The organism is Pseudomonas sp. PI1 (assembly GCF_000812405.1).
Taxonomy (GTDB): Bacteria; Pseudomonadota; Gammaproteobacteria; order Pseudomonadales; family Pseudomonadaceae; genus Pseudomonas; species Pseudomonas citronellolis.
Map to the genome: position 1 here is coordinate 165,465 of NZ_JWMC01000009.1, position 13,005 is coordinate 178,469.

18 protein-coding genes are annotated in these 13,005 nt (G+C 57.3%); 15 read left to right on the plus strand and 3 right to left on the minus strand.

Annotation, left to right across the window (positions count from 1 at the left end; all coding sequences use genetic code 11):
• Nucleotides 1–184: 184 nt before the first annotated feature.
• Nucleotides 185–736 (minus strand): hypothetical protein, encoded by a 552-nt coding sequence (locus RN02_RS03370; protein WP_043313053.1) that lies wholly within the window; start codon nt 734–736, stop codon nt 185–187.
• Nucleotides 737–910: 174 nt separating this feature from the next.
• On the opposite strand from RN02_RS03370, the gene RN02_RS03375 reads away from it, so the two are divergent.
• The 8 genes from RN02_RS03375 to RN02_RS03410 all read left to right on the plus strand — a co-directional run bounded on the left by RN02_RS03375 (nt 911) and on the right by RN02_RS03410 (nt 6,408).
• A complete protein-coding gene (locus RN02_RS03375) occupies nt 911–1,570 on the plus strand; it encodes a hypothetical protein (RefSeq protein WP_019437735.1) in 660 nt (219 codons plus the stop codon).
• Between the two features lie 48 nt (nt 1,571–1,618).
• On the plus strand, nt 1,619–2,110 hold the full coding sequence (locus RN02_RS03380) for a hypothetical protein (RefSeq protein ID WP_019437736.1): 492 nt from the start codon (nt 1,619–1,621) through the stop codon (nt 2,108–2,110).
• A 93-nt stretch (nt 2,111–2,203) separates the two neighbouring features.
• Nucleotides 2,204–2,437 carry a hypothetical protein gene (locus RN02_RS03385; protein ID WP_019437737.1) on the plus strand — a complete coding sequence of 78 codons (234 nt, stop codon included), beginning with the start codon at nt 2,204–2,206 and terminating at the stop codon, nt 2,435–2,437.
• A gap of 42 nt (nt 2,438–2,479) precedes the next feature.
• Nucleotides 2,480–2,905 carry a phage protein NinX family protein gene (locus tag RN02_RS03390; protein ID WP_010792793.1) on the plus strand — a complete coding sequence of 142 codons (426 nt, stop codon included), beginning with the start codon at nt 2,480–2,482 and terminating at the stop codon, nt 2,903–2,905.
• 232 nt (nt 2,906–3,137) lie between these two features.
• On the plus strand, nt 3,138–4,952 hold the full coding sequence (locus RN02_RS03395) for a phosphoadenosine phosphosulfate reductase domain-containing protein (protein WP_010792792.1): 1,815 nt from the start codon (nt 3,138–3,140) through the stop codon (nt 4,950–4,952).
• Nucleotides 4,953–4,975: 23 nt separating this feature from the next.
• A complete protein-coding gene (locus tag RN02_RS03400) occupies nt 4,976–5,365 on the plus strand; it encodes a hypothetical protein (protein ID WP_010792791.1) in 390 nt (129 codons plus the stop codon).
• A 158-nt stretch (nt 5,366–5,523) separates the two neighbouring features.
• On the plus strand, nt 5,524–5,856 hold the full coding sequence (locus tag RN02_RS03405) for an Arc family DNA-binding protein (protein WP_019437739.1): 333 nt from the start codon (nt 5,524–5,526) through the stop codon (nt 5,854–5,856).
• Between the two features lie 102 nt (nt 5,857–5,958).
• Entirely contained in the window at nt 5,959–6,408 is a 450-nt protein-coding gene (locus RN02_RS03410; RefSeq protein ID WP_026031883.1) for a hypothetical protein, read from the plus strand.
• Nucleotides 6,409–6,510: 102 nt separating this feature from the next.
• On the opposite strand, the gene RN02_RS33690 is transcribed toward RN02_RS03410, so the two are convergent.
• Complete coding sequence (locus RN02_RS33690; protein WP_157763368.1) at nt 6,511–6,819, minus strand: hypothetical protein; 309 nt, start codon at nt 6,817–6,819, stop codon at nt 6,511–6,513.
• Between the two features lie 29 nt (nt 6,820–6,848).
• On the opposite strand from RN02_RS33690, the gene RN02_RS03420 reads away from it, so the two are divergent.
• From RN02_RS03420 to RN02_RS03450, 7 genes are all read left to right on the plus strand, one after another.
• Nucleotides 6,849–7,505, plus strand: coding sequence for a Bax inhibitor-1 family protein (locus tag RN02_RS03420; protein ID WP_010792788.1), 657 nt, complete (start codon nt 6,849–6,851; stop codon nt 7,503–7,505).
• Between the two features lie 104 nt (nt 7,506–7,609).
• Nucleotides 7,610–7,939, plus strand: a complete 330-nt coding sequence (locus RN02_RS03425) for a hypothetical protein (protein WP_010792787.1) — start codon at nt 7,610–7,612, stop codon at nt 7,937–7,939.
• Between the two features lie 9 nt (nt 7,940–7,948).
• Entirely contained in the window at nt 7,949–8,176 is a 228-nt protein-coding gene (locus tag RN02_RS03430) for a hypothetical protein (protein ID WP_010792786.1), read from the plus strand.
• A gap of 102 nt (nt 8,177–8,278) precedes the next feature.
• Entirely contained in the window at nt 8,279–8,821 is a 543-nt protein-coding gene (locus RN02_RS03435; protein WP_010792785.1) for a hypothetical protein, read from the plus strand.
• A gap of 161 nt (nt 8,822–8,982) precedes the next feature.
• Entirely contained in the window at nt 8,983–9,603 is a 621-nt protein-coding gene (locus RN02_RS03440) for a hypothetical protein (protein WP_010792784.1), read from the plus strand.
• A 106-nt stretch (nt 9,604–9,709) separates the two neighbouring features.
• Nucleotides 9,710–11,599 (plus strand): AAA family ATPase, encoded by a 1,890-nt coding sequence (locus tag RN02_RS03445; protein ID WP_010792783.1) that lies wholly within the window; start codon nt 9,710–9,712, stop codon nt 11,597–11,599.
• A gap of 95 nt (nt 11,600–11,694) precedes the next feature.
• Nucleotides 11,695–12,033 (plus strand): hypothetical protein, encoded by a 339-nt coding sequence (locus RN02_RS03450; RefSeq protein WP_010792782.1) that lies wholly within the window; start codon nt 11,695–11,697, stop codon nt 12,031–12,033.
• On the opposite strand, the gene RN02_RS03455 is transcribed toward RN02_RS03450, so the two are convergent.
• Nucleotides 12,030–12,878: an HNH endonuclease gene (locus RN02_RS03455; protein ID WP_010792781.1), complete on the minus strand. Its 849-nt coding sequence runs from the start codon at nt 12,876–12,878 to the stop codon at nt 12,030–12,032. The genes RN02_RS03450 and RN02_RS03455 overlap by 4 nt on opposite strands.
• Between the last annotated feature and the right edge of the window lie 127 nt (nt 12,879–13,005).

Genomic DNA, 13,005 nt, shown 5'->3' on the forward strand with positions numbered 1-13,005 from the left:
CTGACGGTTTCCTTCGTGTTCGACTGGAGGCTGCAGCGGCACCTGATGGGCTCTCGGGCATGTTCATGGCTGTCGGCTTAGATGCCAGGAGCTGCATCGATAACGCCCTCGCAGGCTTCCTGGTGCGACTCAGATAGCCCCATCAAAAAGGCCGGCAAAGCCGGCCTTCGTGTCTTTGCCTTGATCATCCTTGCGCCGGTGGTTGCACCTCCCCTCTCTTGCACAGCGGTTTGAGTGCTGCACGGAGAATCTGCCACCAACTCATCACGGGCGGTTGTGGATGGCGGTGAATCCCTTCTATTTGCACCTCACCGTCCGCTGGTACCGCCAGGAATCTCCTGGTAGAGCGCACGACGCGGGCCGTAAACTGGTTTTGGAAGCCAAACCGGCACCCCATAGCCAGCATGACCAGCGTGGTGCCGCCCGCGATCAGGTATCCGAACGCAGCATATGCCAGAACCAGCTCGTGAGGAGATCGCAGCTGGAAGTCACGATCGAATTCAACTGGCGAGCTAAGAGCGTCGAACACCAGTAGAAGCAACGCAACCGCCGGGGCACACATCACTGCGAGCTTCAGCATCCGAAGCGCCGTTTTCAGGACTTCCACACCCTGGGAGACATACACCACCCAGTCGCGCTTCACCGTCGCGGTGATCTGCTCCATTTCCTCGTGGGGGACCTGCCCTACCTCCACGCCATTCACATAAACCAACCAGTCGATTTCCGGCTTTGCCATTCAGGCCTCCTATTAGGGATTGGCAAGGCGCGACGACCTTGCATCCATGAGGCTATTCCGCCTGTATAGCTGGTACCAACCAAAGTACCCGTCTCCAATTCACGAACCGCTTCTGGCACACCCCTGACCACCGTGTAATGACCTCATCAACACAACGGCCACAGGTGTCCACCTATGAAGATTACGAACTCATTCACCCGCCAGGTTGGCCAGCTGGAGAACACTGATGATCCAGCCACCCCGATCCTGTTCAGGTCGATCCATCCTGCCCAGGACCAAGATCTGCTGAGCAGCATTCAACACGACGTGGGCCTGGCTCCCGGGCTTGCCCTGCTCTATGACGACGAGCATGTCCTCATCTATGACCAAGAGGAGGTCAACCTCCTTCCAAGTGAGCACCAGAATTTCTATCGCGCTGCCAGTAGCGCCAGCACCTGGCTTGGGATTGCCTGGGAGCTCTGCGTAAACACCGACAACCCGGACTCACCGATCGAGGTACTTTCAAGCGGCTGCCGCGAGCACATCGAGCGTCTGGCAACTGCCCTCAATGATTCGATCCAGCCCTCCACTTCGGTACTCGTCCCTCTGCGCAGTGTCGTTCATGAGGTGGACCCGAATGGCAGCCTGTATGCCGTGACCTGCAGACTCGCAGATGATGATGATGATTCTGTCTATCACGTGCGCTGTGCGGATGAGGGAACCGCCCAGGAAGTGGCAATCCGCAACCTCTACGAAGAGGCGGGCTCTAGCCCGGACCCCACTGCTGAAGGTCATCGTCAGCACTACATCATCACCTCCCAACTGGTCGCCACCCCGGTCGCGAGCACCATCTAACCCCTACGCCCCGGGCTGACCGGGGCTCATCGTCCTGGAGTCTTCCACGTGTCCTACCGCGTAATCCCCAATGAGCATGCTGTACAGCATTTGGAACTGAAGATCGGTCGCCAAAGCTCGAACTTCGCAAACAACCTGTATTCGGTCATGAATTCGCTGATGGAGGGCAAGTTTTCTGGCGGTCTCTGGGAGCTCCGCGAGTACAACAACGGTGCAGTTGCCATGGTTCTGCCGCAAGCAGACCGTGTGGTGGTCGCATCGCAGGCTTGCCAGCGCAATCTGGAGATGTCCCTGGAGGCCCTGTCCCTCATCGCGAATTCCATGCTTCTCGTAGGCCTTTGCGAACAAGCGGCCTTTCATGGTCATGAGGAAGAAGCACTACACCTGCGAAATCTCAACGACGTACTGCGCGATGCGGTCGATGGTCTCATGACTTGCGTGCTGAGGGACGGAGAGCTGCAGGAACCCACAGAAGCGGATCGCCTTATGCCGATGGCAAAGCATCCGGAAAGGGCTCAGTTCCGTCGGTTCATCGACTGAGTAAGGGGCCTGAAAGAAAATTCAGCCCCTGGTGGTGGCACAGGCTGAGCCGCTCGAACATGGCTACATCAACGAACAAGCGAGTAATGAGCCATGAGCCAGCAGCACTCCCCACTCCAGCAACTCACCGCCCTCGGCTACGCCGTGGCATCTGGAGCCATGCGCTTAGACGTCGCAATGTCGATGGGCGTGTCCATCCTGGCGCGTGACGATCAGGGTGCCATTCTGCAGATCAGCTGCAGCAAGGGCATCCTGGCTATCACAGCCGCCAAGCAAACTCCCCAGCTCACCGCCCCGGCGATCCTCTTGAATCGCGTCATCGCATAACCAACCCCCCAAGAGCGCGTCTCTAGAAGAAGGACCACAACGATGAACATGGTTGAAGTACAAACTGAGGAGCTGATCGGCGCGGCACTGGACTGGGCCATCGCAACGATTGAAGGCCTGCCGATAAAGTACGACCCGATGGCTTTCGGAAATACAGCGAATGGAGGCTACTGGATCTGGGATAAAGCGCCTGGCGGCATGATGGCCAAGATCGGCGACAAATACAGCCCCTCGAGCAACTGGAGCCAACTTGGCCCGTTGATCGAGAAGCGCGCCATCGTCCTGGGCAACCACGAATCGGGAGACCCGAGCCGCCAAGGTGAATTTTGGGGGAGCGCTCATTGCTTCGACTCGGGCACCAGCTTTGAAACCTACAAGGGCGTCAAGGTGGCCGCCTGCCGCGCTATCGTCGCCAAAGAGATGGGCCCCGTAGTGCGAGTCCCGATAGTGCTGGTCCAGCCGGGCTGAACCGCAATCTCGGCTCCTGATCATCCCGTCCGTTAACTGAGGGGGCGCCTGCCCCCTAACCCTGGTTCAACTCCAGCTATTGGCACTGAACTTAGCCCCTGAGTTGCGCCCAGCGGCTCCCATACCTCCCCTGAGCAGCAACTCGAAACTTTTCCTTTACCCCGGTTCTGGCACAACCAAGTGCCCCTGAAACTGGGCTCATTCCGATATTCATCGCAGTGAGCCCAGCACCATGACCTCCGCGCAAACCAAACTGAACCAGTCGATACAAGCCGGCCTATTCGACGCCGCAGAGCCTGCCCCGGTTCTTCTGCAGGTGGTAGACCTGACCTTCGACGAGAAGGTGAAAGCCGCGGTTGAGGCCATCAAGCAGCAGGTGCGCGAAGGTCGTCGCCTAGTGGTGGCCTGGTCGGGAGGCAAGGACAGCAGCGTGACACTGAATTTGGCGTTTACCGCCCTGCGCGATCTGATCGCTGAAGGCCACAGTGTTCCGGCACTGCACGTAATCCATTCGAACACTGGTCTCGAAAATCCAGTGATCGAGATCTACAACAAAGGCCAGATCAGGGCGATCAAGGCTTACGCCAAAACTGCCGGTATCGAGACTCGTGTTTGGGTGGCCTCCCCAAATCTGTCCAACGACTATCTCGTTGGCCTGCTGTCCGGCCGCACGATCATGTCGGTGGGCAACAACACCAAGTGCCAACAGATGATGAAGAAGTCAGCATTGGACCGAATCAAGCGCCAAGTGCGTGCCTGGATAGCCGAAAAGGATGGAGTCAAAGCGAAAGACGCAAATCTGGTAAGCCTGATCGGCACACGCTTCGAGGAAAGCGCGCAGCGCGCTGCACGGATGAAGGCTCGAGGTGAGAGTTCTACGGAAGCTGTCGATGCGATGGAAGATGGTCAACTCGTGTTGAGCCCGATCGCCGAATGGGATGCGTTCGACATCTTCACCTACATCGGGCACGTCCGCTCCGAGAAGATTGAGGCCTACTCCGACTTCGAAGAGTTGGTTGATATCTACCGGGACGCCAACGGCGGGGACTGCATGGTCAACCAGTACATCTCGGGCCGGGAGCAGAACCGCCCACCCTGCTCCGCCAGGACAGGTTGCTGGGCCTGCGGACGTATCTCGAAGGACACCAGCGCCGAAAACATGATTTCGGCTGAGGGCGGAAAGCACGCTTGGATGAAGCCCCTGCTCGACCTGCGGAACTACATGCTGGCGCGACACTTCGATCCGTCTGCGCGCTGCTGGCTGGCGCGTACGATCAACGAAGAAACCGGGACAATTAAGGTCGTACCCAACGCTTACGCTCCGGGATATACCCTGGAGCTGCTGCGCCTGATTCTGACGATACAAGTCCGGGAGCAGATCGCTGCACGCAAGCTGGGCATTGCTCCCCGCTTCCATCTTCTTGACCACCGCCAGCTAATCGCTCTGGACTGCCTCTGGGGCCGGTACCAGTACCAACGCAGCTTCATGGCCCTGCGCACCTGGAAAGAGATCTACGAGCAAGGCAAGCGTTATGACATTCCCGATCTTGCCTCGATTCCTAAGTACACCGAGAAGGACGTTTCCTTCCGTGCAGAGGTTCCCTTCGCGGATGAGGAATATTTCGCCGCGTGGCGCGGATTCCGCAATGTGGAAGCTGCTGCCGTGGATTGGGAAGACACCACCGTTCTTCCGAACGGCAAGATCGTTCAGAACGCGAACGTAGGTGACGAGTTCGAGATCGACGAAGAAGGTGCGGCATTGTTCTGGGAGTTCGACCTCGACTATGCCCTGAACCGAATCTCGGTGCTGGATAACCCCTCTGGCGTTGTCCATTACCTGGTCGGTCTCGGAACTGTAACCCTCTACAAGGGCAGCCTGGGAGAGTGGGATCGGATGATGCGCGTGGGCAACCAGGCCTGGTTCCACGGGCTGATGCCGATCATCAATGACCCGCATGCGCTGGTCGAAACCCTGCAAGCAAAGTTCCAGAAAAAGGAAGAAGACAAGCGAAATGCCCTGATCGGGCAGCTGGCGCTGTTTCTCTAAACCCGAACTACGAGGATGAAACTATGGTCCTGATCACCAGCCTGGCAATCGAAGAGGCAGCAGAAACGCTGACCGAGGACGGAGGTCGATTCGGCGACACACTCTTTGGCGGCCAGGTCATTGAGGCTGCCCGCGCACTGCTCAAGCAGCAGACCGAGGATCAGGGGCCGCCGCTTCCCCTGGGTGAGTTCTTCGAACGCAGGGAGGATATGGGCCAAGGACGCTTGCGGTTGATCCTGGACGGGGACTCTGACGTTTGCGTAGCAGTGATCAGCGACGAGGGTGAAATGGCAGACGTCGAGTTCTGTGTGCCCTTCTCCGGCGGCGGCCGCTCCCCGAAGGTCCGTGAAGCGCTGTTGAACCTGTGCCGCGCTATCCGCGACGAGAACGAAACCAACCCGATCCCAGACTAGCACCGGCCGACAATGACCAAGCGCTTCAGTAGTACAGCCTGAAAACCTGGGCCTCGGTTTGGCTCGAATAACGCCAGCGGGCCGATAGACTAACAACCCCATGGACTGCCCTGAGAGGTCCTCAGTCGCATGAACGTGGACAGAATGAAGGAAAGAAAGTGAGCAACAGTCAATTCCCACTATATGCCTCACGAATCGCAGACAAATTCGTGGTTCGCTTCCCGGACGGAATGCGCAACAAAATCGCGGACGTTGCCCGGGGGAACTTCCGCAGCATGAACTCAGAAATCCTTGCTCGGCTCGAAGCGAGCCTTGAGGCCGAATCTCAGGATGGGAATGAGAACCTTCCTGCAGCGAACGGCGAAGGTCTGTCCGCGGATGAACTTCGCCTAATTGCCCGTTTCAGGAAGCTCGACGTGAAACAGCAGTCCGCGCTGGTCGAACTCCTCACACCAGTGGCCCAGGCTCCTCACCTCGCCAAAGCATCCTGATCGGTTAAGCCCGTCTGTTGAATCCCAAGCCCCATCAAGTGTGGGGCTTGGGCCGTAAAAGAGGCGTGTTATTCGCGCCCGCGATAATGTAGGGAATGACAAATGACTGATACGCCCACAGGAAAATGCACTCTCAGCGATCCGATACCATTCAGTGGAAAAGGGAAAACTCCCATTGCTGACGCATATGCGGAAGCAGAAATGATGTTGGCCGAGTATCGTCACGCCCTCAACGATGGTGTCGGCGCGGACATTGATCGATATGAGTTGATCTGTTATCCCGACTTCATGGGCAAAAAGAATGTAGGGGTTGCTTACAGCACCGAGCTTCAGCGGGTGTATCTGCTATTCATCGGCGCAGATCGCCCTGAGCCAGATTATGAACCAGTGTGGCTGCTCGACCAGGCAAAGGAACTCACACTGCTTTCGCGCACATTGGTGGTGCCGGATCAGACCTCAAATGCGTCCACGTTCTGGGGAGGAATCAAGCGCGGACCTATCATTTCGTACCGTTTCAAGCTGGCCGATGCGCCAACATTCATCAACTTCTAGGGATTTCGGATGAGCCAACACATTGTTTGCGTGCCGTGCGCGAAGTCCAATGGCTTGGTCCGGGTTCAACTTGGGTGGGACAAGCCAATGGCAGAGTTCTACCTAGTCGTTTTCGCGGAGCCGCCTGCGGGCCAGCAATACAGCGATGAACGGATCATTTACTCCAACCTCGACGACCCACGTTCTCATGCCCAGGAGCTTGGCTATTTCAAGGGGGTGGTCCGTGAACTGGGCTGCGACGTCCCGGAGTCTATGTGGCGAGCTGCATACCAAGATAGAGAGTTCAACGTCGTCAACAAAACCGTCTTTTACTCTCAGAGCGGGGATGTAGTTGAGCATCTCTAAGTTGCTATGAACCAGCTGGTGGCACACGCGACCAGGTAATTGAATGTAGGACCTGACGATGTCCATGGGGGGCTCGTCGAGCGAAAGGAACCATCATGTTCAAGAACGATACCTTCAGCCGCATCGGCAGCTATCACCAGATATCCGCGTCGGTTTACAACCTGATCCTCGGAGCGGTACTTCTCTGGGGCTTCGCCCTGAACTGGTGGATGGTAGCAACCATCCCGACCGAAACCATCAAAGCGATCAACCCGTTGGTGTTCATCATCGGATACTTCGCCAGTGCGATCGTCGGCTGCATCATTATCTTCAGCTCGAAGAACCCGATCATTAGCTTCTTCGGCTACAACATGATCGTGGTTCCGATCGGCCTGGTATTGGTCATGTTCATTCCCGGCCACTCGCAGGAAAACATCATCGCGGCAGTCCGTGTCACCACCCTCCTCACGGTATCCATGATGGTTCTGGGAACGCTGTTCCCGGCCTTCTTCAAACGGATCGAGGCTGCGCTTTTCTGGGCGTTGTGCATCACGATCGTGGTTGAGCTGCTGCAGATCTTCGTGTTCGACGTAAAACTGGGCGTAATGGACTGGATCGTCGCAGCCATTTTTTGTGGATACGTAGGTGTGGATTGGGGGCGGGCCAACCAGATCGAGCGGACCGTCGACAACGCGGTGGACAGCGCGGCATCGCTCTACCTGGACATCATCAACCTGTTCGTGCGGGTACTGGAGATCATCTCGAAGAAGTGAGTCCGCCGTCCCGGTCCATAACGGATTTCAGCCCCTCAACTTGGCTCGTACGGGTCGCCACCACTTCATAGGATAGGAGTCTCCACCATTGGACTCCTATCCATATGAACCAGAACACTGACGCTACCAAGCCCCAGGACACCGAGGTTTCGTCTCAGACGCAACTGGCAATCCTCCTGTCTATCCGCGGTGGACTCACCAGCGGGTTCACCGCCCAACGATGCATTTCGCAAATCGCTAAGGTCGGTCCAGTTGGTAACTGGGAGGCTGCAGCTTCCAAATACGAAGTTGGCAGCTCGCTGGCGCAGGCCCTGTTGACTTCGGGAGCCTTCAGTTCCGATGTCCAGTTGCTGATCGGCTTCATGGATGACCACCAGGTCAATCCCGTCCAGCAACTTGACCCCGCAATCGACTATCTCAAAGCAGTCCTGTAGGAGCTCATGATGCTTCGTTTGATCATTTTTGCGGTGTTCGCTCTGACCTACTATCTCGGCCGCTTCAAGAGTGACTGGCTGTACGCCTTGTTCGACCAGGACATGACCGCTGACCCGGATCGAATCTTCGGTCTGCTGACGACCATGGGGGCCGGTGCCCTTTGCCTTCTCATCCTTATGTTCGTTGCCGGCTGCATGGCTGTCGGTCAGCGGAGCGCCGTCGACCAAGAACAGTAGGCTCTCTCAAGCTGCCAAGGCAATGATCCGCCTCATTGAACGAAGCACCTGAAAAGGTGCTTCACCCCTCAATCCAGGGTTTAAATACCCTTTGGAGAACGAATGCCAAAACTCCCCATGCTTGCTCTTGCCGCAGTCGCGGCCGCTGTAATTTCGGTGCCTGCATCCGCCGGCGATCGCATCACGATCCAGACCGAAGTCACCAAGGGCGGCGTTGTGCTCAGCAGCGGTACCCAGGAAATCTCGAAAGGGGCTACCGCCCATTTCAACGATGGGCGTTTCAAGGAAATCGATACCAACGTGACGGTGACGTGCCGGGAAGGCATCAGCCGCTGGTTGAATCCCTTCAAACCCGCCTGTGACAAACCGACTCGAGAGAAGGAAAAGGTGCCCGTTGGGTTCATGGCCGATATTACGGCTCGAGAAGCGTCCGACGACAAATTTGCCGTCTCTGTCGACGGTAGCTACGTTCAGGTCCTCGAAGAGCAAAAACTCAAACTCGGAGACACCGAACTCGAATCTGCATCCTTCCGTATCCAAAGTCTAAACAGCAGCATGGTCGTCATGGCTAATTCCGAGGTGGAAATTGCTAACGGAATAGGTGCTGATGAGATCAAGCTGAAGGTAAAGGTTCAGCGCCTGTAAGGCCTTCTACCAGGGCCGCAGGGCAATTCACTGCGGTTCTGGCACGCATCGTCTGCCCTGAAACTGTGTCCATTCTGAACACAGCCAGGGGATACACGATGACTGCAGTACGCAAACTCCAACCGTCACCTGAGACCCATACGGTCGAAGGGATAGCAGCCATGTACGCTCACGAGCTGGGCGGGCGCGCCGGTCGAGAAATCCAGGTGCGGGACTATCACCTGCATTTCGCCGAAGCTCTCCTGGCACGCGATGCGTATGCGCTCAATTTCCTGGCAAACGGATTGAACAATGTCGGCAAGGCAGTGTTCACCGCGGTTACCGGAGTCCAGCTGCCGCGCACTCAATCCGGCACCTGGGCCACTATCCTCGAATGGGCCGGCGTAGATCCGAAGCAAGACGACCTCAAGAAAGCCGAGCATCACCTGCAGGTTCTGCACACAAGCCTGTGCTCACGTTTCTCTGAAGTAGACCGCCTCACCCGCTTCGCGGAGAGCGGATACGCACAGGGCTTCGTTCAGGTGATCAAGGATGGCCGTCGCTACCTCATGGCTGATGCAAGTGGAAAGGTAGGGCTCAACCTGAGCACTCGTGGGCTTCACGGTGAACACACCCGTCCCTACATCGAGGCCTACCTTGCTGTCCAAAAGATCAAAGTTGAACTGGGCCTGCAGAAGGAGCCGGTGTACGTGCCTGCAGACGCGCCTGCAGGCAACCATTCGCCAGCGCCCAAGCCTGCTCCGGCCACCCAGCTGACAGAGCAGCTCGGCATGGGCTTTTAACCAAGCGCCAGCTTTTCAGAAGGTGGAGATGGCTTGAACACTCCACCTGCTCATGATCTTTTCATCACCAGCGGGCCAGCCTTGGGCCCGGCCTAAAGGGAACTCCATGAAAGACTCGCTCCTCACGCGCATCCGCCGGTCCCTGCGCAACAAGTATGTGCAGTCAATGATCGGGTGCGCACTCACCTTGGTGCTGTTCGGCGGATACTGGGCGTACAACCAATTCCTGCAACCCCAGGGGCCTGATACGTCTGCTGGTCAGCACCAGGCAACGATCATGGATCAGATCAGCAAGAACCCCTCCCGGTGGACCGATAACAGGAAAACGCTGGACAACCTCATGGAAGACGTCCGTCTAGGGAACGTCATCGAAGCTGACATCGGGAAGGAAGACATCTACATCACGACCAAGGACGAACGGGCCTATGTCGTGAGCGACCAGTTCGGCCAAGTAGCCCGGCAGTTGCTCAACTTGATCTACAACGAAAAGACTCCGTTGTTCACCATTCAGGAACTGAAGATCGGCCCTCAGATCAGCGCAGCCCGTTCGCTGGACGTAGCGGTTCAACTGATGATGGTCCTCTTCTTCGGGTGCATGCTCTGGCCCATGTTGAGCCCCTACCTCACGATCCGTAGGAAAAAAGCGACATCCAAGGTCACCTTCAAGGACGTGATCGGGTGCGATGAGGCAAAGCGAACCCTGATGGACATGACCGCATGGCTGCGGACCCCAGAGAATTTCGCCCTGCTGAACGCGCGACCACCGAGAGGGGTTCTGTTTACCGGCGACCCAGGCGTAGGCAAAACGCTCTTGGCCAAGGCGCTGGCAAATGAGTGTGGCGTGAACTTCATCGAAGCGAATGGCAGCAGCTTCAGCAGCATGTTCTATGGCGTTGGCATCCAGAAGGTAAAGGGCCTGTTCCGAGAGGCACGCCGCAAAGCGCCGTGCATCCTGTTCATCGACGAAATAGACGGGATTGGCCGGCGCGTCGACCAAGGGCGCCTTGCCGATGGTGAAGGGAACCGCATCGTCAATCAGTTCCTCACCGAGCTGGATGGGTTTAGCGAAAATGCTGGGGTGATGCTGATCGCCGCAACCAACCATGTCGATGCCCTGGACAAAGCTCTTCGCCGGGAAGGTCGATTCGACCGGACCGTTCATGTCCCCCTACCGACGCTCGAGGACCGGGTACGCTTACTGCAGCTGTACCTAGGCAAGACCAAGCCGGCAGAAGACCTGAACTATGACCGCCTTGCCAAGAACTGCATGGGGCTGACGCCAGCAGCTATCGCCTTCGTTGCGAACAACGCAGCGCTTCTTGCCGCTCGCAGCAGCGATACCGAAGTTGGAATGCACCACATCCTGGAAGCAATCGAGATCCAGCGCATGGGTGAAGCGGATGAGAACCAGAAACTGGCAAGCCCTGAGGACCGTCGTAGAGTGGCAGTTCATGAAGCTGGTCATGCACTGGTTGGCGCGCTTCTCAACACCGGACGGGTGGAAAAAGTCACCATTCTCCCCCGCGGGCCTGCGCAAGGCGTCACCCTGATTCTTCCGCTCGAGGACAAGCGACTGCATTTGCAGTCCGAGATTCAGGCGCAGCTCGCTATGGTTCTGGCCGGTCGCGCTGCGGAAGCTAACGTCTTTCAGGAAGTATCCACTGGCGCTGCCGGGGACCTGCAAGAAGCCACTAGGATAGCCCTTTCAATGGTGACCAGTTACGGGATGTCCAATGACGAAAGCCTCACCAGCCTGGCGACCATGCGAGAGCTCGGCATAGCGATCGATGCCCGGATCATCATGGAAAAGGTGGATACGCTGCTGAACGCTGGGTATGAAAAGGCGTTGGCACTGATCGAGAACTGCCGCCCAGAGCTGGATTTCATCGTCGAGCAACTGCTGGCGCACGAGACCATTGGCGGCGAAGTCGTATATCAGGCCCTGGAGCCAATCGGGTTCCCGGTACAGATTGTGGAGTCCGCGGCGGTCGCTTGAAGGCGCCGGTGGGGCCGGGATTACTCCGGCCCAGCTGCTTCTGGCACAAGAGCATGCGGCCGATCCTGACTGCAAACCACAACAGGAGCACGGCCATGAAACTCCAGCACGCCCACCTGCTTTATGGATCGACCACCATTCCGGTGCTGCCCACCACCTCGACTCCTATCCCCGAGGAGTTCGATTTCGCATCTCCCGAAGGCTGTGCGAAGAGCATCTTCGCCATCATGGGCCGTGCAGCCGGCGGACACTCGATAGATGCCTGCCAACTGCGCATCAATCGCGAGCGGGGAACTGCCAATCTCATCGGGCGCGGAGTGCATGTCTTCTACCGAGACGACTCCCTTCCCCCGCTGACCGTCGATGAAGCACTCGAACTGGTGAGCAGGAAGGTCCAAGAGACCTTCCACCTCGGTACAGTCGCACCCTGCTAGAAGCCATAGGGTGAGGAGCCATAGGGGCTCTGTTGTGGCCCCTTGTAATCCGTCAGGAACTCGTCGAAGCGCTCCAGCATCTGCACAAAGATGTGCAGGGACCTCGTTGATTCGTCGCGGAACACCAAATTCCCCTCCTCGTCCACCTGGTGGTAGAAATCGAACATTCCCTCACCCATCAATGCCAGGGCAGGCATTTCGGCCAGGCGTCCAGCCATCCGAACGATCTCACTTTCCCAAACCTGAATTTCCGGAGTGAATGTCCAGTGCGGATGGTAGGCGTTCCAGGGCTTGGCCATGTACAGGCCGGCCCGGTTCCGAATCAGTCGAGCAAACTCAGTGTCGAACTTTACAGTGGAGTTGAACCGATCCCCGGGCGATACGTTGAACTTCGCCTCCCGGAACTTCACTCTGACCTGCCATACGTCGTTGAGAAATTGCGCCGCGTTTTGATGATCGCGGGTGAGATCACTGCCAACCATCAGAGCTTGAAGGCGGCGTCCTCCGGCTTGGTGAGCGTCTATTGCCAGGCGCTTCCAATGGAGCAGCATGTCAACCGGGTAAAGGCACGCACTGTGATCGATCATGCGATGGCACACCGCGCACAGCCAAATCCCATTTTCATAGCCGTGACGATCCACATCCATCGGCAGATCGTAATATCGGGCCGCGTGTGGGCGCGCTCCGCAGATATGCGCAGCATCGCCCGTCAGCTTGTCTTTGCGCCGGGCCCGGTCGTAGACAAAGGTCTGAATCCCACAAAATGGGGCTGAACAGTAACCCCCAACATCCCGCCGTAGATCTTCTTTTACCCGCGGAGGAAATCCATCATCTGTCGTGCTCATGCTATTTCTCCTGAGCCTCTAAGTAATGAGCAGCCGCCAATTAAACCGGCACCGGTGGACGAGGATAACCGGGAAATTCACCGTTGCGTTTTGGCATAGCCAAGCTAGAGTCGGCCGTTACCATCAT

Bases quoted from the DNA above. Each gene is read 5' to 3' on its own strand.
- RN02_RS03370 (WP_043313053.1), bottom strand. From the start codon at position 736: ATGGCAAAGCCGGAAATCGACTGGTTGGTTTATGTGAATGGCGTGGAG.
- RN02_RS03450 (WP_010792782.1), top strand. From the start codon at position 11,695: ATGAAACTCCAGCACGCCCACCTGCTTTATGGATCGACCACCATTCCG.
- RN02_RS03420 (WP_010792788.1), top strand. From the start codon at position 6,849: ATGTTCAAGAACGATACCTTCAGCCGCATCGGCAGCTATCACCAGATA.
- RN02_RS03385 (WP_019437737.1), top strand. From the start codon at position 2,204: ATGAGCCAGCAGCACTCCCCACTCCAGCAACTCACCGCCCTCGGCTAC.
- RN02_RS03395 (WP_010792792.1), top strand. From the start codon at position 3,138: ATGACCTCCGCGCAAACCAAACTGAACCAGTCGATACAAGCCGGCCTA.
- RN02_RS03455 (WP_010792781.1), bottom strand. From the start codon at position 12,878: ATGAGCACGACAGATGATGGATTTCCTCCGCGGGTAAAAGAAGATCTA.
- RN02_RS03390 (WP_010792793.1), top strand. From the start codon at position 2,480: ATGAACATGGTTGAAGTACAAACTGAGGAGCTGATCGGCGCGGCACTG.
- RN02_RS33690 (WP_157763368.1), bottom strand. From the start codon at position 6,819: ATGGACATCGTCAGGTCCTACATTCAATTACCTGGTCGCGTGTGCCAC.
- RN02_RS03440 (WP_010792784.1), top strand. From the start codon at position 8,983: ATGTACGCTCACGAGCTGGGCGGGCGCGCCGGTCGAGAAATCCAGGTG.
- RN02_RS03445 (WP_010792783.1), top strand. From the start codon at position 9,710: ATGAAAGACTCGCTCCTCACGCGCATCCGCCGGTCCCTGCGCAACAAG.
- RN02_RS03410 (WP_026031883.1), top strand. From the start codon at position 5,959: ATGACTGATACGCCCACAGGAAAATGCACTCTCAGCGATCCGATACCA.
- RN02_RS03430 (WP_010792786.1), top strand. From the start codon at position 7,949: ATGCTTCGTTTGATCATTTTTGCGGTGTTCGCTCTGACCTACTATCTC.
- RN02_RS03400 (WP_010792791.1), top strand. From the start codon at position 4,976: ATGGTCCTGATCACCAGCCTGGCAATCGAAGAGGCAGCAGAAACGCTG.
- RN02_RS03425 (WP_010792787.1), top strand. From the start codon at position 7,610: ATGAACCAGAACACTGACGCTACCAAGCCCCAGGACACCGAGGTTTCG.
- RN02_RS03375 (WP_019437735.1), top strand. From the start codon at position 911: ATGAAGATTACGAACTCATTCACCCGCCAGGTTGGCCAGCTGGAGAAC.
- RN02_RS03435 (WP_010792785.1), top strand. From the start codon at position 8,279: ATGCCAAAACTCCCCATGCTTGCTCTTGCCGCAGTCGCGGCCGCTGTA.